This window comes from Kitasatospora sp. NPDC056731 (assembly GCF_040687675.1).
Taxonomy (GTDB): Bacteria; Actinomycetota; Actinomycetes; order Streptomycetales; family Streptomycetaceae; genus Kitasatospora.
Genome location: NZ_JBFBNR010000026.1, coordinates 74,413 through 94,662, shown reverse-complemented (window position 1 = coordinate 94,662; position 20,250 = coordinate 74,413). Strand labels below are relative to the sequence as shown.

Below are 20,250 nucleotides of genomic sequence, written 5' to 3'. Positions count from 1 at the left end.
CGGGCGGCGGTCGGAATCGGGAGAACCGGGGAGAGGGGGTACGGCATCCGCTACACCGCCACCAGGACGGCCAGCAGGACGACGCCGGCGAGCAGCGCGCTGAGGTAGGTCTGCGCGTTGCCGGTCTGCGCGAGCCGGACGGCCCGGCCGAGCAGGTTGGCGCCGGCCCCGCTGCCACGCACGTAGGTCTCGACGACCTCGCGGTCGAGGAAGCGGACCAGCCGGGCGGCGGCGGTCACCGGGCGGACGAACAGCGCGTGGTACAGCCGGTCGACGCCGAAGCCGTGCCGGGCCGGGCCGAACAGCGGGCCGAGCAGGGTGCGCCCGGGGTCGGCGACGATCACCTCGGCGGCCGGGGCTCCGGCCTGCTCGGGCACCCGGCCGGCGTCGGCCGGGGCCGGGCGGCCGGTGGCCAGCCGCGCGGTCGCCGAGCGCCAGGCGCCGTACGCCGCGAGCACGCCGACCACGGCGAGCCCGGTGCCGATGACGGCGGTGACGGCCGAGGGGCGCAGCGAGCCGCCGTCCAGCAGCGCGGGCAGCCAGTCCGAGCGCAGGCCGGCGACGCCGAAGCCCATGGTCGGGATCGCCAGCACCCAGAGCGGCCAGCGCATCGCGGGCGGCTCGGCGGTGGCCGGGTCGGCCTCGTCGAGCTCGGGCGAGTACGGCGCGCCCGCCTCGTGCCCGGCCGCAGACGCCACGGCCTGCGGCACTGCGGCCTGAGACGCCCCGGCCTGCGACGCCCCGGCGGCCTGCGCCCCGCCAGCCTGCGGGCTGTGGAAGCTGACCAGGAAGAGCCGGGTCGCGTACGCGGCGGTGAGCAGCGCGGTGAGTCCGGCGGAGATCAGCACGATCCACCCGGCGGCCTCCGGCACGGCCGAGGCCGGGCCGAGCCCGTTGGTGAGCGCCTCGCCGTTGGCGGCGTGCTCGGCGGCGGTCAGCACCGCCTCCTTGCTGAAGAAGCCGGAGAACGGCGGCAGCCCGACCAGGGCGACGAGCGCGATGCCCATCGTCCAGTAGGCGTCCGGGACGCGCTTGCGCAGCCCGGGGATCCGGGACATCGCGGAGATCGAGTTGGTGTGCGCGGCGTGGATCACCACACCGGCGGCCAGGAACAGCAGCGCCTTGAAGGCGCCGTGGCTGACCAGGTGGAAGACGGAGGCCTCGCGGTCGCCGGTGGCCAGCGCCCCGGCCATGTAGCCGAGCTGGCCGACGGTGGAGTAGGCGAGCACCCGTTTGAGGTCGTCCTGGGCGAGCGCGCAGAGCGCCGAGCCGATCATCGTCACGGCGGCCATCACGGCCAGCACGACCAGCGCCGCGCCCGACAGCAGGAACACCGGCAGCAGCCGGGCGACCAGGTAGATGCCGGCCGCGACCATGGTGGCGGCGTGGATCAGCGCGGAGACCGGCGTCGGGCCGGCCATGGCGTCCGGGAGCCAGGTGTGCAGCGGGAACTGCGCGCTCTTGCCGGCCACCCCGGCGAGCAGCAGCAGGGCGATCAGCGTCGGGTGGCCGAGCCGCCCGTCGGTCGCGGCGGCCAGCACGTCGGGGATCCGGAAGCTGCCGGCGTCCGCACCGAGCAGGAAGATCCCGAACAGGAACGGCACGTCGCCGAGCTTGGTGACCAGGAAGGCCTTCAGCGAGGCCGAGCGGGCGTCCTCGGTCTCCCAGTGGTGGCCGATCAGGAAGTACGAGCAGATGCCCATGACCTCCCAGCCGACCAGCAGCACGATCAGGTCGCCCGAGTAGACCACCAGGAACATCGCCGCGGTGAACAGCGAGACCAGCGCGGCGTACGACGGGTAGCGCGGGTCCTTCCTGAGGTACGCGGTCGAGTAGACCTGCACGCAGGTGGCGACCAGGCCGACCAGCACGGAGATCAGCGAGCTGAAGCCGTCCAGGTGGAGGGCGAGCGCGATGTCCGGGCCGCCGGTCGGAGTGAGCCGGGTGGCGGCGTCCAGCGCCTGGCCGGTGCCGAGCTGGAGGGCGACGACCAGGGCGAGCACGGCCGAGACGGCGACCGGCACGATGGCCAGCGGCCGGGCCAGGCCGGGCGCCTTCTTGCCGACGGCCAGGGTCGCGGCGGCCCCGAGTGCGGGCAGCGCGGGGACGAGGGCGGGCAGGGCGAGGTTCATGCGGCGGCCTGGCCCTTCAGCGCCTCGGCTCCGGCCGGCGTCTCCTCGGCGAGCGGCTCCGCCGGATCGCCGAGCGCGGTGGCCCGGTCGATGTCCGCGGTGCCCCGGGCCCGGAACAGCAGCAGGACGATGGCGAGCCCCAGCCCGATCTCGGCGGCGGCGACGGTGATGGTGAACAGGGTGAGCGCCTGACCGGCGTGCAGCGAGTCGCGCAGCCAGGTGTCGAAGGCGACCAGGTTGAGGTTGACGGCGTTGAGCATCAGCTCGACGGACATCAGGACCAGGACGGCGTTGCGCCGGGCGAGCACGCCGTACACGCCGACGCTGAACAGCAGCGCGGCGAGGACGACGGGGTAGGCGAGGTGCATCAGCTCTCCTCCGACGCGGACGGCGCGGACGGCGCGGACGGCGCAGCGGGCGCAGCCTCTGCGGCCTCAGGGGCCGCCGGGTTCTCCGGCGCAGGCCGGGGCACGGTGGCGGCGACGGTCCCGTTCGAGCCCACCGGCCGGCCGGCCCGCAGCCGGCCCGCCCGGGGCGGCGGCACCCGCCGCGTCGAGCCGCGCGACAGCACGATCGCGCCGACCAGCGCCGCCAGCAGCAGCACGGAGAGGGCCTCGAAGGGCAGCACCCAGTGGCGGAACAGGCTCGCCCCGATGACGGCGGCCGAGCCGCCCCCCGCGCCGAGGTCGATCCAGGAGGTCCGGAAGGCGTCGACGACCAGCGTCACCAGCGTCCCGGCCGAGGCGAGCGCCACGCCCAGGGCCACCCAGCGGTTCTTGGAGTCGGCGTCCGGGGAGCGCCCGATCGGCGCCTTGGTGAGCATCAGCCCGAACAGCACCAGGACGATCACCGAGCCGAGGTAGATCAGCACCTGCACCCAGGCGATGAACTCGGCGGTGAGCAGCAGGAACTCCACCGCCAGCCCGCCCAGCGCGACCACCAGCCAGAGCGCGGCGTGCACCAGTTGCTTGGTGCTGACGGCGACCACGGCCGAGCCGAGCACGGCGATGCCGACCAGCAGGAAGACGATCTCCACCCCGGTCGGGGACAGGAACGAACGGGCGGCCGGCTCCAGCGAGCCGGTCGCCGCGAGCAGGGTGGCGGCGCTCACTGGGCCTCCCCCTCATCCGAGGCCGCCGAGGCAGCCGCTGCGGCCGCTGCGGCGGCGGCCAGCTTGTCCGCCGCCTTGCGCGCGGTGGTGATCTCCTTGGGCTCCTCGGCCGCCGGGTCCAGCGCCGGCGGCGCCGGGACGGTCCACATCCACTCGCGGAGCTTGTCCCGCTCGTGGGTCAGCTCCAGGATGTCGGTCTCGGCGTACTCGAACTCGGGCGACCAGAACAGCGCGTCGAAGGGGCACACCTCGATGCAGATCCCGCAGTACATGCAGAGCGAGAAGTCGATGGCGAACCGGTCCAGCACGTTGCGGGTGCGGGCCCGCGCGTTCGGCTCGGCGGCCGGCAGCGTCTCCTTGTGGGAGTCGATGTAGATGCACCAGTCCGGGCACTCGCGCGCGCAGAGCATGCACACCGTGCAGTTCTCCTCCAGCAGCGCGATGACGCCGCGCGAACGCGGCGGCAGCACCGGCTGCACGTCGGGGTACTGCGCGGTGACGGTCTTCTTCGTCATCGTCCGCAGGGTCACGGCCAGGCCCTTGGCCAGGCCGGCACCGGGAAAACTCATGAGATCGCCACCTTGATGACGCCGGTCAGGGCCAGCTGGACGAGGGCGAGCGGGATCAGCACGGTCCACGCGAAGCGCATCAGCTGGTCCTCGCGCAGACGCGGGTAGGTGACCCGCAGCCAGATGACCACGAAGGCCAGCGCGAAGGTCTTCAGGATCATCCAGAGCCAGCCGAGCTGGTCCGCCAGCGGGCCGTGCCAGCCGCCCAGGAAGAGCACCGCGGTCAGCGCCGACACCACCAGGATGCCCGCGTACTCGGACAGCAGGAACAGCCCGAAGCGCAGGCCCGTGTACTCGGTGTACGCGCCGAAGATGATCTCCGAGTCGGCGACCGGCATGTCGAACGGCGGGCGCTGGAGCTCGGCCAGACCGGCCGTGAAGAACACGAACGCGCCGATGAGCTGCCAGGGCAGCCAGTACCACTCCCAGGCGTCCACGATCCCGGGCAGCGAGAGCGTGCCGGCGGCCATCGCCACCGAGGCCGCCGCCAGCACCATCGGCAGCTCGTACGACATCAGCTGCGCGGCCGTGCGCAGGCCGCCGAGCAGCGAGAACTTGTTCGCCGAGGCCCAGCCGGCCATCAGCTTGCCGATCACGCCGACGCCCATCACGGCCAGCACGAAGAACAGGCCGGCGTCGATCGCCTGGCCGACGAAGCCGTTCGGGCCGACCGGGATCGCCAGCAGCACGAAGAGGTACGGCAGCAGCGAGACGGCGGGCGCCAGCTGGAAGATCCGGCGGTCCGCCCCGGCCGGGACGATGTCCTCCTTCTGCGCGAACTTCACGCCGTCCGCGACGAGCTGCGCCCAGCCGTGGAAGCCGCCCGCGTACATCGGGCCGAGCCGGCCCTGCATGTGCGCCATGACCTTGTGCTCGATCTGGCCGATGACCAGCGGGAGGGTGAGGAAGACGACCAGGGTGGCGACGCAGCGCAGCACCGTGTCGAGCAGGTTCACGCGCCGTCTCCGTCCTGGCCGGCCGGGCCGGCCGACGTCTCGTCCTGCTCACCCGCGGGCGCGGCGGGCTTCGCCGGCCCGGCGGGCGACTGCTCCTCGGCAGACTCCTCCGCAGGCTTCTCCACAGGCTTCGCGGCCTCGGCCGGTGCCTTCGCCTCGGCGGGCTTCGCGGGCTCGTCGTGCGCGGGCACCGGGTTGTGCCAGGGCGCGTCCGAGGACCGGGTCCGCGGCGACGCCGAGCCCTCGGCCTTCGGCTCGGCAGGCGCAGCGGCCTCGGCAGCCTCGGCGGGCGCCGGCTCCGCAGCCTGACTGACCGATCCGTCGGACACCGACCTGACCCGGCGCGGCCGGTCCGCCCGCACCACGGGCGCCGCCTCGCCAGCGGCCGAAGCAGTGGCCGAAGCAGCAGCCGAACCAACGGTCGGAGCAGCAGCCTCACCAGCAGCCGAAGCAGCATCCGGAGCAACGGCACCAGCCGCCTCGGCCCCCGCCTGACTCGCCGACCCCTCCGCCACCGTCCTGGTCCGCCGCGGCCGGTCCGCCCGCACCGCCGCACCCTCGGCACCGGTGCCGGCACCGGCAGCAGCACCGGCCCCAGCACCAGCAGCACCAGCAGCCCGGGGCGTCCGCCCGGCCGCGCCCGCCGCCCGCGCACCACGCGCGGGCCGCTCCGCGACCGGCGGCAGGGTGCCCTTCAGCGGCCCCCACTCGTTCGGGTCCGGCACCCCGGCCGGCTGCATCTTGCGCCGGGCGGGCCCGTCGCCGTGGTCCGACTCGCCCGGTTCCTTGGCGCCCGGCCAGGCCTTGGCGACCCGCGCCGCGAGCACGAACTCCTTGCGCAGCGGGTACCCCTCGAAGCCGTCCGGCAGCAGCAGGGTGGCGAGGTAGGGGTGTCCGGGGAAGTCGATGCCGAACATCTCGTGGGTCTCGCGCTCGTGCCAGGCGGCACCCGCGTAGACGGGGACGGCGGTTGGCAGCGCGGCCTTGTCCCGCGGCACCCGGGTGCGCAGCGCCAGGTGGCGCAGCACGCCCGGGGCGTCGGCGGAGGCGAGGTGGGCGACCACGGAGAAGCCCTCGGCCAGTTCGTCGACGGCGCTCAGCCAGTCGAAGTAGCCCAGGCCGAGCGCGTCGCGGGCGTTGGTGAGCGCCTCGATCCAGTGCTCGGCGGGGACGTCGACGGTGACCAGCCCGTAAGCCTCGGCGCCGGTCGCCCACTCCCCGACCGACGCCGCGTACTGCTCGGCGGAAGTCATGAGGCCCCTCCCTCGGTCGAAGGCCCCGTCACCAGCGGGCGGCGCAGCGCCACCGCGGGCGCGGTGTAGCGGTCGGGCAGCGACTCGGCGGCGATCTTCTCCTGGAGCTTGAGGATGCCCTGGAGCAGCGCCTCGGGCCGGGGAGGGCAGCCGGGCACGTAGACGTCGACCGGGATGATCTGGTCCACGCCCTTGGTCACCGAGTAGGAGTCCCAGTACGGGCCGCCGGAGTTGGAGCAGGCGCCGAAGGAGATGACGTACTTCGGCTCGGGCATCTGCTCGTAGAGGCGCTTGACGGCGGGCGCCATCTTGTCGGTCACCGTCCCCGAGACGATCATCAGGTCGGCCTGACGGGGTCCGGGCGCGAACGGAATGACACCCATCCGGATGAAGTCGTGTTTGGCCATGGACGCGGCGATGAACTCGATCGCGCAGCAGGCCAGGCCGAAGTTGAAGCACCAGAGGCTGTAGCGGCGGCCCCAGTTGAGCACGACCTTGACCGGGTCGGGCGCGAGCCGGGCCAGCGGGCCGATGCCACGGCGCTCGACGGCGCCGGGGCGCGACGGGTCCGGGAGGCCGAGTGGGACCGGCCCGCCCTGGGCGCCGTGCGAGTGGGTGTGCGTCACGTCCATTCCAGAACGCCCTTCTTCCAGGCGTAGAGCAGGCCGACCGCGAGGAAGCCGATGAAGAGGAACATCTCGATCAGCGTTCCGGCGCCGTACCCGGCGGTGGCGAAGACCGTCGCCCACGGGAACAGGTAGATCGCGTCGACCGCGAAGATCACGTACAGGAAGGCGTACACGTAGTAGCGGATCTGGGTGTGCGCCCAGTCCTCGCCCACCGGGTCCACCCCGCACTCGTAGGCGAGGAGTTTCTCGGGCGAGTACACCACCGGCCGCAGCAGGCGGTTGGCCGTGAACGCCGCGGCGACGAAGAGCACCCCGACGACGGCCAGCAGGCCCATCGCGGCGTACGCGTCGAAGTAGCCGCCGCCGACCGCCGGGTCGGCCGCGACGGCAGCCGCATGCTGCCCCTCCATGCCTTCGCCCTCCACCTCGGCCGTGAACAACCCCTCAAGGCAGTTCTACGACGTTTCCTCGCACGGTCATAACCATGGCCAATGCGTGAGTCTAAGGGGACGGCTCCGCTCCGCCCGAACCCTGCCCGCTCCGCAAGACGTCCGGTGGACACTCCCGCGAGCACCGGGCAGTGGCCCGACGACCAGGACGGGGGTAGGGATAACCCCCGTCCCGGAAGATGTATCACCCCCATGGCATCTCCCGCCCCGGGTTCGGGAAGCTTGCTCCACCAGCTCGACCAAGAGGGACGGTAGATCCAGATGAAGCCGCTGCACCGCCGCACCGTGGATGCCATCAAGGAGCAGGACGCTCAGATGGTCCGCTCGCCGCTGTACGGCGCGCAGATGTGGCGGCAGGTCGGCCAGCTGCTGCTCAACCTGCCGCTCGGCGTCGCCGGCTTCACACTCACCGCCATCACGCTCACGGCCGGCCTGGGGATGTCGATCACCGTGGTCGGCCTGCCGCTGCTGGCCGGCGGGCTGGCCCTCTCCCGCGCCCTGGGCGGGCTGGGCCGCTGGCGGGCCCGCGCGGCGTACGACTCCGCGATCCACGAGCCGGAGCCGGTGCAGCAGCGTCGGCCGGGGGTGGTGGGCTTCACCATCGCCCACCTGACCGACCTGCTGAACTGGCGCTCGGCGCTCTACAACGTGCTGATGCTGCCCTGGGGCATCCTGAGCTTCACGGTGGCCCTGGTCGCGGTCACCGTGATGTGGCCGGTGCTGCCCTGGGTGATCCGGGCGCTGGCGGCGGTCGACCGGATCCTGGTCGAGTCGCTGCTCTTCCCGGGCGCCCTGGCCGAGCGGGTGCGCGAGCTGGAGGACGACCGCGGCACGGTGGTCGACACCGCCGCCGCCGACCTGCGCCGGATCGAGCGCGACCTGCACGACGGCGCCCAGGCCCGCCTGGTCGCGCTGGCCATGGACCTGGGCATGGCCAAGGAGCGGCTGCGCGAGGTCGAGACCGAGGACGACGTGGTGGCCGCCACGAAGATGGTCGACAACGCGCACGGCGAGGTGAAGCTGGCCCTCCAGGAGCTGCGCGACCTGGCCCGGGGCATCCACCCGGCGGTGCTCACCGACCGCGGCCTGGACGCGGCCCTGTCCTCGGTCGCCGCCCGCTGCACCGTCCCCGGCGGGGTCAAGGTGAACGTCGACCTGAAGGGGCCGGACGGCCAGGCCGAGCGCCCGGACTCGGCGGTCGAGGGCATCGCGTACTTCACCGTCAGCGAGCTGCTGACCAACGTCTCCAAGCACGCCGGCGCCCGCACCGCCTCGGTCGACGTCTGGCGCTCCGACAACCAGCTGATGGTGCTGGTCCAGGACGACGGCAAGGGCGGCGCCGCCCCCTACCCGGGCAGCGGCCTGGCCGGGCTGACCGAGCGGATCCGCGCGGTGGACGGGGTGCTCCTGGTGCAGAGCCCGGAGGGCGGCCCGAGCAGCATCACCGTCGAACTGCCCTGGCGCACCCGCACCGCCCGCCGCTGAACCGGGGCGCGGCACGGCGCCGGGACCTCGTCGAGGCGATGACGAGGTCCCGGCGCCGGTCCGGTGGGGCGGCCCGGTCCGCGGAGCCCTTGCACGGCGTGCGGCCCGGCCGGCCGGGTCCTACGGGCTCTCCAGGGCGCCGAGGGTGACGTCGGCGGTCCGGCTGTTGCCGTCCCTGGTGTAGGCGACGGTGGCCTTGTCGCCCGGGGTGAGCGAGGCGAGCGCGGTGGTGAGCGCGTTCAGCGAGTCGACCGCGGCGTCCCCGATCTTGGTGATCACGTCGCCGGCCTGCATCCCCGCCGAGGCGGCCGGGCCGCCCGCGGTGACCGCCACGATGACCGCGCCGGCGGGCTTGAACTGCTGGTTGAAGCTGGTCCGGGCGGTGATGCCGAGCGCGGCCCGGCCGGAGTTGGTGACCTTGCCCTGCTTGATCAGCTGGTCGGTGATGTTGGTGATGGTGGACGCCGGGATGGCGAAGCCGATGCCGGGCGCGGCCGCGCCGTTGGCCTCGGGCTCCGTCGCCGCGAGCGTGTTGATGCCGATCACCTGGCTGTCCAGGTTGACCAGCGCGCCGCCGCTGTTGCCCGGGTTGATCGCGGCCGAGGTCTGCACCATGTTGCCGATGGTGGCGCCGGGCGAGCCGCCGCCCCTGGGTTCGGAGACGGTCCGTCCGGTGGCCGAGACGATGCCCTGGGTGACGCTGCTGGAGAGGCCGAGCGGGCTGCCCATGGCGAGGGTGATCTGGCCGAGCTGGACCTTGCCGGAGTCCCCGAAGGCGGCCGGCTTGAGGCCGCTCGGCGGGCTGCTCAGCTTGATCACCGCGAGGTCGGTGTCGGGGTAGCTGCCGACCAGGGTGGCGTCCAGCGACTTGGTGCTGTTGGCGAGGGTGACGGTGAAGGTGGTCGCGGTGCCCACCACGTGGGCGTTGGTGACGATGTCGCCCTTGTCGTCGTAGACGATCCCGGAGCCGAGGCTGTCGCCGGTGGTGATCTGCACCACCGAGGGCAGCACGTCGGCGATGACCCGCTGGTAGTCGTCCTGCAACTGGTTCCCGTCGGCCGACCGCGCGGGGGCCGACGAGGCCGGCCGGGCCGAGCCGGAGCTCGACGGGGAGCCCGCGGCCTGCGAGGCGGACGAGGAGGAGCCGCTGCTGCACCCGGCCAGCGCCAGCGCGGTCAGTACGGCCACCGCGCCGGGGACGAGCAACCGGCCGTGGGCCGTCCTGGGGCCGGTCGGCCGGGGCCCGGCCGGCAGGGGGCGGGCGTGTTCCTTCTTTCGGCTCACCTGACTGCCTCCGATTCGTCACCACGCTGAGAGCACGGAAATCTTTGTCAGCATTTCACCGATTTGTCCGATTTGACGGCTCGACTCGCCCGGCACTCACCACGGAAACCCGAACACCCTAGAATCGGCCCATGACTTGGTTGATCACCGGCGGTGCCGGATACATCGGCGGGCACGTCGTCCGCCAGCTGCTCGACGCCGGTGAGCGCGTCGCCGTCCTGGACGACCTCAGCACCGGCGACGCCTCCCGCCTGCCGGAGGGCGTCGCCCTGGTCGAGGGCTCCACCCTGGACCGGGCCGCCCTGGACGCCGCCATCCGCGAGCACGCGATCGAGGGCATCCTGCACTTCGCCGCCAAGAAGCAGGTCGGCGAGTCCGTCGAGCAGCCGTTCTTCTACTACCGGGAGAACATGATCGGCCTGCAGACCGTCCTGGAGGCCGCCGCCGAGGGCGGGGTCAAGCGCTTCCTCTTCTCCTCCTCCGCCGCCGTCTACGGCATGCCGGACGTCGACCTGGTCACCGAGTCGACCCCGTGCGCCCCGATGAGCCCGTACGGCGAGACCAAGCTGGCCGGCGAGTGGCTGGTCGCCGCGGCCGGGAAGGCCCACGGCATCTCCACCGTGGCGCTGCGCTACTTCAACGTGGCCGGTGCCGCCTCCCCCGAGCTGTCCGACACCGGGGTCTTCAACCTGATCCCGATGGTCTTCGAGCGGCTCACCGCCGGCGAGGCCCCGCGGGTCTTCGGCGACGACTACCCCACCCAGGACGGCAGCTGCGTCCGCGACTTCATCCACGTCTCCGACATCGCCTCGGCCCACGTCGCGGCCGCCAAGCGGCTGGCCGCCGACCCGGCCGGCGAGACCTCGCTGGTGCTCAACATCGGCCGCGGCGAGGGCGTCAGCGTCAAGGAGATGCTGGAGGTGATCGGCAAGGTCACCGGTTACGACACCACCCCCGAGGTGACCCCGCGCCGCGCCGGCGACCCCGCGCGGGTGGTGGCCTCGGCCGACCTGATCCGCCGCGAGCTGGGCTGGGGCGCCCGCCACGACGTGGCGGAGATGGTGGCCTCCGCGTGGGACGGCTGGTGCAGCCGCCACCCCGGGGCCCGCAAGGCCTGATCGGACGCGTCCGACGGCGGCGGGGCGCCCGCCCCGCCGCCGCGCCGGTTCAGCGCGCCGGGACGGCCGTGCCGTAGAAGGCGTCCAGCGCGTACACGCAGCGGTCCTTGGAGCCGACGAAGACCCGGCCGCCGACCGCGACCGGCGAGCCGGTCAGCTCGCCCTTGGTGCCGAGCTCCCAGCGCAGCTGACCGCTCGCCAGGTCCAGGGTGTGCAGCGAGTGGTCCCGGCTGCCCAGGTGCACCAGGCCGTCGGCCACCGCCGGGGAGCCGACGATCTCGCCGCGCGCCGTGTAGCGCCAGCGCTCCCGGCCGCTCGCCGCCTCGAAGGCGTACAGCACCCCGCCGCTGCCGACCAGCACCATGCCGTCCCCGACCACCACCGGCTCGGCGCCCTGGCGGTTGCCGGTGACCCCGCGCCAGCGGTCCCGGCCGGTGGCCGCGTCCAGCGCGTACACCGTCCCGAGGTAGTCGGCCACGTAGACCGCGTCGGCGTCCAGCGCGGGCGGGGTGAACAGCACCACCGGGGCCTCGAAGCGCCAGCGCTCGACCCCGCTGGCCGCGTCCAGCGCGTACACCCGGGAGCCGGCCGTCACGTACAGCACGCCGCCGCGCTCGACCGGGTGCGAGGGCACGTCCTCGCCGACCGGGAAGGACCAGCGCAGGCCGGCCCCGTGCGGGTCGATGCAGCGCAGCCGCCCGGCCCCGTAGTAGTAGGCCGCGCCGGCCACCAGGACCGGTCCGGACTGCGGGTTCTCGTAGTCCTGCTGGGCGTCGTCGGCCCGCCACAGCTCGGCGCCGTTGGCGGCCGAGCGCAGCTGGACGCCGCCGCCGCGGACGCCGCAGCACAGCACCCCGTCGGCGGCGGAGAGCGAGTAGACCCAGCCGTCCAGTGAGGTGCGCCAGCGCTCGGTGCCGTCCGCGACATCCACGGTGTACAGGTGCGGGCCGTCGGCCGCGTGCACCCGGCCGGCGTCCACCGCGAGCGCCCAGGCGACGTCCCGGGTCTTGTAGCGGCGCTCGCCGGAGGCGATGTCCAGCGCGTGCACCTCGAAGCTGGAGACGAAGAGCGTGCCGTCGGCGACCACCGGGGTGCCCCAGACGTCGTTGGACATCCGGAACCGCCAGGGGCGCCAGCGGGCGGCCGGCGCCGGCGGCGGGGTGATCCGGCGGACCCAGTCGGTCTCGGCCGGGGCGGTGCCCGGGCCGGGCTGCTCGTGCTCGGCCCGCGGCCCGGGGCCTATCCGCACCGAGGCTCCGGACAGCCGCACCTCGACGGCCCCGCCGCCGCCCGGCGCGCGGTGCTTGTTGGGGGAGGCGATCTTCGCGGTCGGGATCTCGCCGTCGGACACCGGGCCCGGCCTCCGCCCCGTGTGCACCGGCCCGGACGGCGGCGGCGCGTGCCCCCCGCCCGGGTGGGTGCGCGGGTCGTCCAGACCGGGGCGCTGCACCGGGACCGGCTGGTGCGGCTGCGGCGGCTGGTGGGGCTGGAGCGGGCCGGCCTGCGGCGGCCCGGCCGGGGGCGGCGGCGCGCCGCCCGGCAGCTGGACGGCCCGGGGCGGCGCGCTCGGGCGGCGGCCGCGCTTGCGCTCGATCAGCTCCAGCGCGTTCACGGGGAGCCAGTCGCCGACCTCGCCGGCGGCGTCGTCCCGGGAGAACAGGTGCGGGGCCAGTTCGGCCTGGATCTGCGCCGGGGTGGGCCGGTGCTCGGGCGAGGGCCGCATGCAGGCGCGGACCAGGTCCATCAGCTCGCGTGGCATCCCGGACAGGTCCGGCTCCTCGCGCAGCAGCTGGAACACCGTCTCGACCGGGTTGGAGCCGCTGAAGGGCGGGTGCCCGGTCGCGCAGAACACCATCAGCGAGCCGAGCGAGAAGACGTCGCTGGCGCCCCGGACGTTACGGCTGTCCTTGGCCTGCTCGGGGGACATGTAGGCGGGGGTGCCGACCGCGACGTTGGTCATGGTGAGCCGGGTGCTGGAGACGCCGGAGGCGATGCCGAAGTCGATCACCTTCGGGCCGTCCTCGACCACCAGCACGTTGGAGGGCTTGAGGTCCCGGTGGATCAGCCCGGCCGCGTGGATGGACTGCAGCGCCTCGGCGATGCCCGCGATCAGCCAGCGGGTGGCGTCCACCGGCAGCGGACCGCACTCCTCGACCAGGTCCTCCAGCGAGGGGGCCGGGATGTACGCGGTGGCCAACCAGGGCACCCGGGCGTCCGCGTCGGCGTCCACCACGGCCGCGGTGTAGAAACCGCCGACCGTCTTGGCCGCCTCGATCTCGCGCGCGAAGCGGACGCGGAACAGCTCGTCCTCGGCCAGTTCCCCCCGGACGGTCTTGATGGCCACCCGCCGGCCGGAGGCGGAGCGCGCCAGGTAGACCAGCCCCATCCCACCCGCGCCGAGCCGCCCCAGCACCTCGAAGGGCCCGATCCGCCTCGGATCGTGCGCCGTCAGCTGGTCCACTCCGCTGCCACCTCCCCGTTTTCCGCACCCGCCGCGTGGTGCCGGACCCGATTCTCCAATGCCGCCCGGCCCATCTCCAACCTCCCCCGCCCAGAGCCGACGGCCGCCCCGGGAGCGCCGCCGTCCGGCCGGTGATGACGGAACGGCCGGATTCTGACGCCCGTTCCGGCCGCGGCTTGCACCCGGACGCCCGGACCCTCCCCTTCGGCGCCGATCTTCCGACGCCGCCAGTCGTCACGCTCTGTCACTCGATCACCCCTCAGCGGACTCGCCGTCACGCTGTGGGGTCAACGGCACACGGGGGGGCTTCAACGACGCCTGCGGAGCGCGGTGAATATCCGTCCGAAGTGGTTCATGCCCCTATAGCAACCCCCCGTGCGGAGTAATAGTCGCATCACCGAATCGCGCCAAGATCGTGCCACGGTAAGCTGACGGCATGACAGGACAAGTTCGCACCGTCGACGGTCGCGTCGCCGGGCGACGCGGACAGGAAACGCGGCAGAAGCTGCTCGACTGCCTCCGCGAGATGCTCAGCACGTCGCCGTACCGGGACGTCAAGGTCATCGACGTCGCCCGTATGGCGGGTACCTCCCCCGCGACCTTCTACCAGTACTTCCCGGATGTCGAGGGCGCTGTCCTCGAAATCGCCGAGGAAATGGCCAAGGACGCCGACACCCTCAAAGAGCTGGTGGCCGGAAAGTCCTGGGCAGGGAAGTCCGGTCCGACCACTTCGGAAGAACTGGTCGACGGATTCCTCGCCTTCTGGCGCAAGAACGACGCCATTCTCCGAGTGGTCACGCTCGGTGCCGCCGAAGGGGACAAGCGGTTCTTCAAGATCCGCATGACGGTCCTCAACGCGGTCGCCAAGCCGCTCGCGGAGGCCGTCAAGGAACTCCAGGCGAAGGGCCAGGCCGACAAGTCGCTCGACCCGAACGCCGTCGCCGGGGCCCTGGTCTCGCTGCTCGCCTCGGCGGCCGAGCACCAGAAGGCCTTCACCGCCTGGGGCGTCAAGGTCAAGGACCTCAAGCCCAACCTCGCTCCCCTGGTGTACCTGGGCGTCACCGGCAAGAAGCCGCCCAAGTAGACCATCCGCTCAACCGACCATCCGCTCCGCGCGCAGCCCCGGCCTCCTGTCCGGGGTACGACGGACGGCGGCCGTGTCCTCGGGGGAGGTCCGCCGACGTACCGCACGCGCGCCAGACATGCCGGTGGGCGGGCACCCCTCACACAGGGTGCCCGCCCACCGGCATGTTCGCGTTGCGGCCCCTCAGGGGCCCCAGGGCGTGTCTTCAAACCCCCGTCGTCCGCCCGGAGGGCGGGCGTGGCGGCGTTGGGGTGCGTGCATCGCAAGGCGGAGGAGGGAGTCCATGCGGAGCATCGGCGACCGACGACAACGCGGCGAGGTGCGTGCCCCGGCGTCGGCGCGCAGGCGGGGGTTTGAAGACACGCCCTAGGACGTCCGGCTCCGCGCCGTCAGGGGCAGCGGACCACCTGGCCGGCGTAGGCGAGCCCGCCGCCGAAGCCGAAGAGCAGGACCGGGTCGCCCGGGGACAGCTCGCCGCGTTCGACCAGCTTGGAGAAGGCCAGCGGGATGGAGGCGGCCGAGGTGTTGCCGGAGTCGACCACGTCCCGGGCCACCACCGCGTCGGTGAGGCCCAGCTTGGCGGCGATCGAGTCGATGATCCGCAGGTTGGCCTGGTGCGGCACGAAGCCCTTCAGCTCCGACGGGTCGATCCCGGCCTGCTCGCAGGCCCGGCGGGCCAGCGGGGCGAGCTGGGTGGTGGCCCAGCGGAACACCGACTGGCCCTGCTGGCTGATCACCGGGTCCCAGCCGGTGATCACCACGGCGTCGCCCTTCTCCGGCTCGGAGCCCCAGACCACCGGGCCGATGCCGGGCTCGGCACCGTCCTCCTGGGCCTCGACCACTGCGGCGCCGGCGCCGTCGCCGAAGATCACGCAGGTGGTGCGGTCGGTCCAGTCCAGCGTGTCCGACATCCGCTCGGCGCCGATCACCAGCGCGCGGCGCGCCGCGCCGGCCCGGATCGCGTGGTCGGCGGTGGCCAGGGCGTACGAGAAGCCGGAGCAGACCGTGTTGATGTCGTACGCGGCGGGCGCCCGGACGCCGAGCCGGGCGGCCACGGCGGCGGCGGTGTTGGGGCTGCGCTCGATCGCGGTGCAGGTGGCGACCACGATCAGGTCGATCTCGTCGGCCGTCCGGCCGCTCTTGGCGAGCGCCTTCTGCGCGGCCTCGGTGGCGAGGTCGACCAGGGTCTCGCCCTCGGCGATGTGCCGGGTTCTGACGCCCACCCGGCTACGGATCCACTCGTCGTTGGTGTCGACGAGCGCCTCCAGGTCGTCGTTGGAGAGGACCTTGGGGGGCTGGTAGTGGCCGAGTGCCACAATGCGCGAACCGCTCATACTGCCATGGAACCGGGTTACCCACTGGTCAGCGGGGCGCGCCCGGCTACAGGATCCGCCCCCGCGATCTGTAGGAGCCCGACAAGGGGCGTTGCGGCGACTGGCCTCCGGTCGCGCCGGGATCGACGCCGATGCGGACGACGGGGCGGGCACCGCCGCCGATGACGGGGCCGACACCGCCCGGAACACCGTGCGGACGCCCCCGGAACGCCGGTGTCGGGCCGGGGGCAGGTCGGGGGCAGGCCGGGGCCGGAACGCCGGGGTCAGGCGGACAGCGAGGCGGCGTCGCCCATCACGATCACCGGGTGGGCCGCCGGGTCCAGGGTGCGGATCAGCTCGGCCATCTTGTCCTCGGGGATCGAGACGCAGCCGTGGGTGGGGCCGTCGTGGTCGACGTGGATCCAGATCCCGCCGCCCTTCTTCGCCCCCATCGGGCGGCGCGGGTCCAGCGGGGAGTTTCCGGGCACCCGGTTGTAGTTGATCGCGACCACGTAGTCGAAGGAGCCGGCCAGCTGGTCGCCGAAGAAGCCCGTCCCGGAGACCACGAAGCTCGGGTCCTTGTCGTACGGGAGCTTGCTGCCCGGGTCGGCCTTGCGGCCGCCCGCGTCGGAGAGCGCGAAGACGCCGATCGGGCTGCGCAGGTCGCCCTCGTTGTGGTCGGCGGTCCAGCCGTTGTTGCCGTTGTGGCCCTGCCAGGTCTCGCCGGCCAGCCAGCGGCCCTCGGGGGTGCGGGTCCAGAGGGTGACGGTGTTCTTGTTGCCGTTCTTGTCCTGGCCGGAGGCGAGCACCACCTGGGTGGTCTCGGTGGGTATCTTCGCGACGAAGTCGGCGCCGAGGCCGGGTATCGCGGCGACCGAGCCGTCCGTGCGGACCTGGCTGCGGTCGGCGGCCGGGGGCTGGGTCTGCCGGTCGGCGGCGGCACGGGCGGCGGGAGCCGGCTGGTCGGGCGTGCTGACGCCTTCCGGGCCGGGGCCGTCGGCGGCTGCGGCGACGGGCTTGGCGTCGTCCTGGCCGACGGTGTACCAGCCGGCGGCGGCCGCGACCAGCAGCGCGGTGCCGGCCATCACCGCCTTGCCGTGACGCTTCTTCTTCGCCTTCCGGCGGTGCCCCCGGGCGGCCGCCCGGGCACCCACGGGCGCCGCCACGGGCGGGGGCGTGGGCTGCCGGACGGGCTCCGGCTCGAACGCGTACACCGGTTCGGCGTCGTACACCGACTCGGGGGCGTACACCGGCTCGGCGTCGTACGCCGGCCCGGGGGTGTAGACCGGCTCGGGGGCGTACACCGGCTCGGGGGCGACGAGCGGGTCGGGCCCGGCGGCGTACGGCTGGAACGGCTGGGATGGCTGGAACGGCTGCTCGTACGCCTCGAAGTACCCGTCAGGGGCCTGCGGGAGCTGCCCGTACTCGCCGTAGTGGTCCTGCCGGACGGGCTGCTGGTACGGCTCACCCGCCCCGTACGGCTGCTGCGGCACCCCGTACACCGGCTCCGCTATCGGCTCGTACGACGGGTACGTGGTGGCGCGATGAGAACCGGACATACCGCCGATCCTGCCAAACGGTGTACCGGTTGGTAAACCCGGGGCGGGTGCGGGGGCGGTGAAGAAACGCCGCCGCCCGGGCCGGGGCCCGGGCGGCGGGGGAGTTCTCCGGTCAGAGGCGCATCGCCTGCGGGGCCTCGCGGCGCCCCAGGTCCGGGCCCTCGTACTCGCGGATGATCTCGTAGCGGGTGTTGCGCTCGACCGGGCGGAAGCCGGCGTCGCGGATCAGGTCGAGCAGGTCGTCGCGGCCCAGCTTGTTCGGGGTGCCGAAGTTGTCCGCGTCGTGGGTGATCTTGTACTCGACCACCGAGCCGTCCATGTCGTCCGCGCCGTGGCTGAGCGCCAGCTGGGCGGTGGTGACGCCGTGCATCACCCAGAAGACCTTGACGTGCGGGACGTTGTCGAAGAGCAGCCGGGAGACCGCGAAGGTCTTCAGCGCCTCGGCGCCGGTGGCCATCTCGGTGCGGGCCATCAGCTTGTTGCGCACGACGCCGTCCTTGGAGTCGTGGAAGTCGTGCTGGTAGCGCAGCGGGATGAAGACCTGGAAGCCGCCGGTCTCGTCCTGCAGCTCGCGCAGCCGCAGCACGTGGTCCACCCGGTGGCGGGGCTCCTCGATGTGGCCGTACAGCATGGTGGCCGGCGTCTTGAGGCCCTTGCTGTGGGCGAGGCGGTGGATCCGCGACCAGTCCTCCCAGTGGGTGTCGTGGTCGACGATGTGCTGGCGGACCTCCCAGTCGAAGATCTCCGCGCCGCCGCCGGTCAGCGACTCCAGGCCGGCGTCGATCAGCTCGTCCAGGATCTCGTCGGCGGGCAGGCCGCTGATCTTCTCGAACCAGTGGATCTCGGTGGCGGTGAAGGCCTTCAGCGAGACGTTCGGCAGGGCCGCCTTCAGCTCCCGCAGCGAGCGCGGGTAGTAGCGCCAGGGCAGGGTCGGGTGCAGGCCGTTGACGATGTGCAGCTCGGTGAGGGAGTCGACCTCCATCGCCTTGGCGAGCCGGACGGCCTCCTCGATGCGCATCGTGTAGGCGTCCTTCTCGCCCGGCTTGCGCTGGAACGAGCAGTACGCGCAGGACGCGCTGCACACGTTGGTCATGTTGAGGTGGCGGTTGACGTTGAAGTGGACGACGTCGCCGTTCTTCCGCGTCCGCACGTGGTGGGCCAGACCGCCCAGCCAGGCCAGGTCGTCGCTCTCGTAGAGCGCGATCCCGTCCTCGCGGGTCAGCCGCTCACCCGCGTAGACCTTCGCCTCCAGCTCGCGCTTCAGCCCTGCGTCCATGCGGTGCCCCGCCTCCTCCGACTTCGATTCCTTGCCGGACCGAGCGTACGCCTATGCCGACAGCAGCTCAGCGAGCAGTGCAGGGTCGATGTTGCCACCACTGACCACGGCCGCGACCGTCCGGCCCCCGGTCTCGGCGGCGCGGTGGAAGTAGGCCGCCGGGGCGACCGCGCCGGAGGGCTCGGCGACCAGCCGGCCGCGGCGGGCCAGCAGGGCGACGGTGGCGCGGATCTCGTCCTCGGTGACGGTGACGATGTCGTCCACGTACGCGGTCAGGTGCTCGAAGGGCAGCTCGCCGACCGACGGGGTGCGCAGGCCGTCCGCGATGGTCCGGTAGGTGTCGGCGACCGGCCAGGCCAGCCGGCGGCCGGCCCGGAAGCTGGCCTGCGCGTCGGCGGCCAGCTCCGGTTCCACGCCGATCACCCGGATGCCCGGGCGGGTGAGCTTGAGCGCGGCCGCCGTCCCGGAGATCAGGCCGCCGCCGCTGACCGGCACCAGGACGGTGTCCAGCCCGGCCGGGGCGTCCTCGGCGATCTCCAGGCCGACCGTGCCCTGGCCCGCGATGATGAACGGGTCGTCGTACGGCGGCACCCAGACGTAGCCGTGCCGCTCGGCCAGTTCGGCGGGCAGGGTGTCCCGCTCCTCCGGCGACACCAGGACCACCTCGGCGCCGAACCCCCGGGTGGACTCCACCTTCACCGCCGGCGAGGTGTCCGGCATCACGATCACGGCCTTGATGCCGAGCAGCGCCGCCGCGTACGCCACCGCCTGCGCGTGGTTGCCGCTCGACTGGGCGACCACGCCGCGGGCCCGCTCGGCCTCGGTGAGCGCGGCCAGCCGGTTGTACGCGCCGCGGGTCTTGAAGGCCCCGGTCGGCTGGAGGTTCTCGGGCTTCAGCCAGAGCCGGCGCTCCCCCTCGTCCGCCCACGGGGCGGGAACCAGCGGGGTGCGCACGGCCACCCCCGCGATCCGCTGCCGAGCGGCGCGCAGCTCCTCCAGACCGACCAGTGCCATCCGTCACTCTCCTTCGGGAGGGAGCTCGCTCACCCGGTTCTCCCACTTCGTGGAGAGTACGACGGTGGTGCGGGTGCGGGCCACGCCTTTCGTGCCCGAGATCCGCTTGACCACCGATTCCAGGCCAGCCACGTCGGCCACCCGGACCTTGAGCATGTAGGAGTCGTCACCCGCGATGAACCAGCAGTCCTCGACCTCGTTGAGGTCCTTGAGCCGGTGCGCGACGTCCTCGTGGTCGGCGGCATCGGTCAGCTGAAGGCCGATCAGGGCCGTGACGCCGAAGCCGAGCGAGGCCGGATTGACCGTCGCGCGGTAGCCGGTGATGACACCGGCCTGCTCCAGTCGGTTGATCCGGTCCGTGACGCTCGGGCCGGAGAGCCCGACCAGCCGGCCCAGCTCGGCGTAGGACGCGCGGCCGTTCTCCCGGAGCGCCTGGATGAGCTGTCTGTCCACCGTGTCCATATACCGTCCGCGTCCTTCCGAACCTCACCAGACCCACAGATCATTATCCGGATTCCAAGGCGCCATGCGCGGAACAACCCGGATATCGCAGAGAA

At 73.1% G+C, this 20,250-nt stretch carries 18 protein-coding genes; 3 read left to right on the top strand and 15 right to left on the bottom strand.

The genetic code is table 11. The annotated features are described in order from the left end of the window. Positions 1–50: 50 nt before the first annotated feature. From AB0R04_RS25400 to AB0R04_RS25365, 8 genes are read right to left on the bottom strand one after another with little or no spacing between them, the layout of a single operon-like run. Positions 51–2,132, bottom strand: a complete 2,082-nt coding sequence (locus AB0R04_RS25400) for an NADH-quinone oxidoreductase subunit L (protein WP_363374966.1) — start codon at positions 2,130–2,132, stop codon at positions 51–53. Further along, positions 2,129–2,500: an NADH-quinone oxidoreductase subunit NuoK gene (nuoK, locus tag AB0R04_RS25395; RefSeq protein WP_350876976.1), complete on the bottom strand. Its 372-nt coding sequence runs from the start codon at positions 2,498–2,500 to the stop codon at positions 2,129–2,131. The genes AB0R04_RS25400 and nuoK overlap by 4 nt, the downstream gene beginning before the upstream one ends. Continuing rightward, a complete protein-coding gene (locus AB0R04_RS25390; RefSeq protein ID WP_363374964.1) occupies positions 2,500–3,243 on the bottom strand; it encodes an NADH-quinone oxidoreductase subunit J in 744 nt (247 codons plus the stop codon). Before AB0R04_RS25390 ends, nuoK begins: the two co-directional genes overlap by 1 nt. Further along, complete coding sequence (locus AB0R04_RS25385) at positions 3,240–3,812, bottom strand: NADH-quinone oxidoreductase subunit I (protein WP_363374963.1); 573 nt, start codon at positions 3,810–3,812, stop codon at positions 3,240–3,242. The genes AB0R04_RS25390 and AB0R04_RS25385 overlap by 4 nt, the downstream gene beginning before the upstream one ends. Then, on the bottom strand, positions 3,809–4,762 hold the full coding sequence (gene nuoH, locus AB0R04_RS25380) for an NADH-quinone oxidoreductase subunit NuoH (RefSeq protein WP_363375023.1): 954 nt from the start codon (positions 4,760–4,762) through the stop codon (positions 3,809–3,811). Before nuoH ends, AB0R04_RS25385 begins: the two co-directional genes overlap by 4 nt. Positions 4,763–4,764: 2 nt before the next feature. Continuing rightward, positions 4,765–6,021, bottom strand: a complete 1,257-nt coding sequence (locus tag AB0R04_RS25375; RefSeq protein ID WP_363374960.1) for an NADH-quinone oxidoreductase subunit C — start codon at positions 6,019–6,021, stop codon at positions 4,765–4,767. Beyond that, positions 6,018–6,653 (bottom strand): NADH-quinone oxidoreductase subunit B family protein, encoded by a 636-nt coding sequence (locus AB0R04_RS25370; RefSeq protein WP_363374958.1) that lies wholly within the window; start codon positions 6,651–6,653, stop codon positions 6,018–6,020. The genes AB0R04_RS25375 and AB0R04_RS25370 overlap by 4 nt, the downstream gene beginning before the upstream one ends. After that, a complete protein-coding gene (locus AB0R04_RS25365; protein WP_063351317.1) occupies positions 6,644–7,060 on the bottom strand; it encodes an NADH-quinone oxidoreductase subunit A in 417 nt (138 codons plus the stop codon). Before AB0R04_RS25365 ends, AB0R04_RS25370 begins: the two co-directional genes overlap by 10 nt. Before the next feature lie 354 nt (positions 7,061–7,414). Here AB0R04_RS25365 and AB0R04_RS25360 point away from each other — a divergent pair, with 354 nt between their 5' ends. Next, positions 7,415–8,584, top strand: coding sequence for a sensor domain-containing protein (locus AB0R04_RS25360; protein ID WP_363375020.1), 1,170 nt, complete (start codon positions 7,415–7,417; stop codon positions 8,582–8,584). Positions 8,585–8,704: 120 nt separating this feature from the next. Here AB0R04_RS25360 and AB0R04_RS25355 read toward each other — a convergent pair whose 3' ends face one another. Beyond that, positions 8,705–9,754 carry a trypsin-like peptidase domain-containing protein gene (locus AB0R04_RS25355; protein ID WP_363375018.1) on the bottom strand — a complete coding sequence of 350 codons (1,050 nt, stop codon included), beginning with the start codon at positions 9,752–9,754 and terminating at the stop codon, positions 8,705–8,707. A 245-nt stretch (positions 9,755–9,999) separates the two neighbouring features. Here AB0R04_RS25355 and galE point away from each other — a divergent pair, with 245 nt between their 5' ends. Further along, complete coding sequence (gene galE, locus AB0R04_RS25350) at positions 10,000–10,986, top strand: UDP-glucose 4-epimerase GalE (protein ID WP_063348897.1); 987 nt, start codon at positions 10,000–10,002, stop codon at positions 10,984–10,986. Positions 10,987–11,035: 49 nt separating this feature from the next. Here galE and AB0R04_RS25345 read toward each other — a convergent pair whose 3' ends face one another. Then, on the bottom strand, positions 11,036–13,447 hold the full coding sequence (locus AB0R04_RS25345) for a PQQ-binding-like beta-propeller repeat protein (RefSeq protein WP_363374955.1): 2,412 nt from the start codon (positions 13,445–13,447) through the stop codon (positions 11,036–11,038). Between the two features lie 436 nt (positions 13,448–13,883). On the opposite strand from AB0R04_RS25345, the gene AB0R04_RS25340 reads away from it, so the two are divergent. Continuing rightward, complete coding sequence (locus AB0R04_RS25340) at positions 13,884–14,531, top strand: TetR family transcriptional regulator (protein ID WP_063348895.1); 648 nt, start codon at positions 13,884–13,886, stop codon at positions 14,529–14,531. Between the two features lie 389 nt (positions 14,532–14,920). Here AB0R04_RS25340 and AB0R04_RS25335 read toward each other — a convergent pair whose 3' ends face one another. The 5 genes from AB0R04_RS25335 to AB0R04_RS25315 form a co-directional block, all read right to left on the bottom strand. Next, positions 14,921–15,865, bottom strand: coding sequence for a beta-ketoacyl-ACP synthase III (locus tag AB0R04_RS25335; protein WP_063348894.1), 945 nt, complete (start codon positions 15,863–15,865; stop codon positions 14,921–14,923). Positions 15,866–16,128: 263 nt separating this feature from the next. Further along, a complete protein-coding gene (locus AB0R04_RS25330; protein WP_363374951.1) occupies positions 16,129–17,403 on the bottom strand; it encodes a L,D-transpeptidase family protein in 1,275 nt (424 codons plus the stop codon). A 112-nt stretch (positions 17,404–17,515) separates the two neighbouring features. Beyond that, positions 17,516–18,679 (bottom strand): aminofutalosine synthase MqnE, encoded by a 1,164-nt coding sequence (gene mqnE, locus AB0R04_RS25325; protein WP_063348893.1) that lies wholly within the window; start codon positions 18,677–18,679, stop codon positions 17,516–17,518. Between the two features lie 51 nt (positions 18,680–18,730). Continuing rightward, on the bottom strand, positions 18,731–19,693 hold the full coding sequence (locus AB0R04_RS25320) for a threonine/serine dehydratase (RefSeq protein ID WP_063348892.1): 963 nt from the start codon (positions 19,691–19,693) through the stop codon (positions 18,731–18,733). Positions 19,694–19,696: 3 nt separating this feature from the next. After that, positions 19,697–20,155 carry an Lrp/AsnC family transcriptional regulator gene (locus AB0R04_RS25315; protein WP_063348891.1) on the bottom strand — a complete coding sequence of 153 codons (459 nt, stop codon included), beginning with the start codon at positions 20,153–20,155 and terminating at the stop codon, positions 19,697–19,699. Positions 20,156–20,250: the final 95 nt, after the last annotated feature.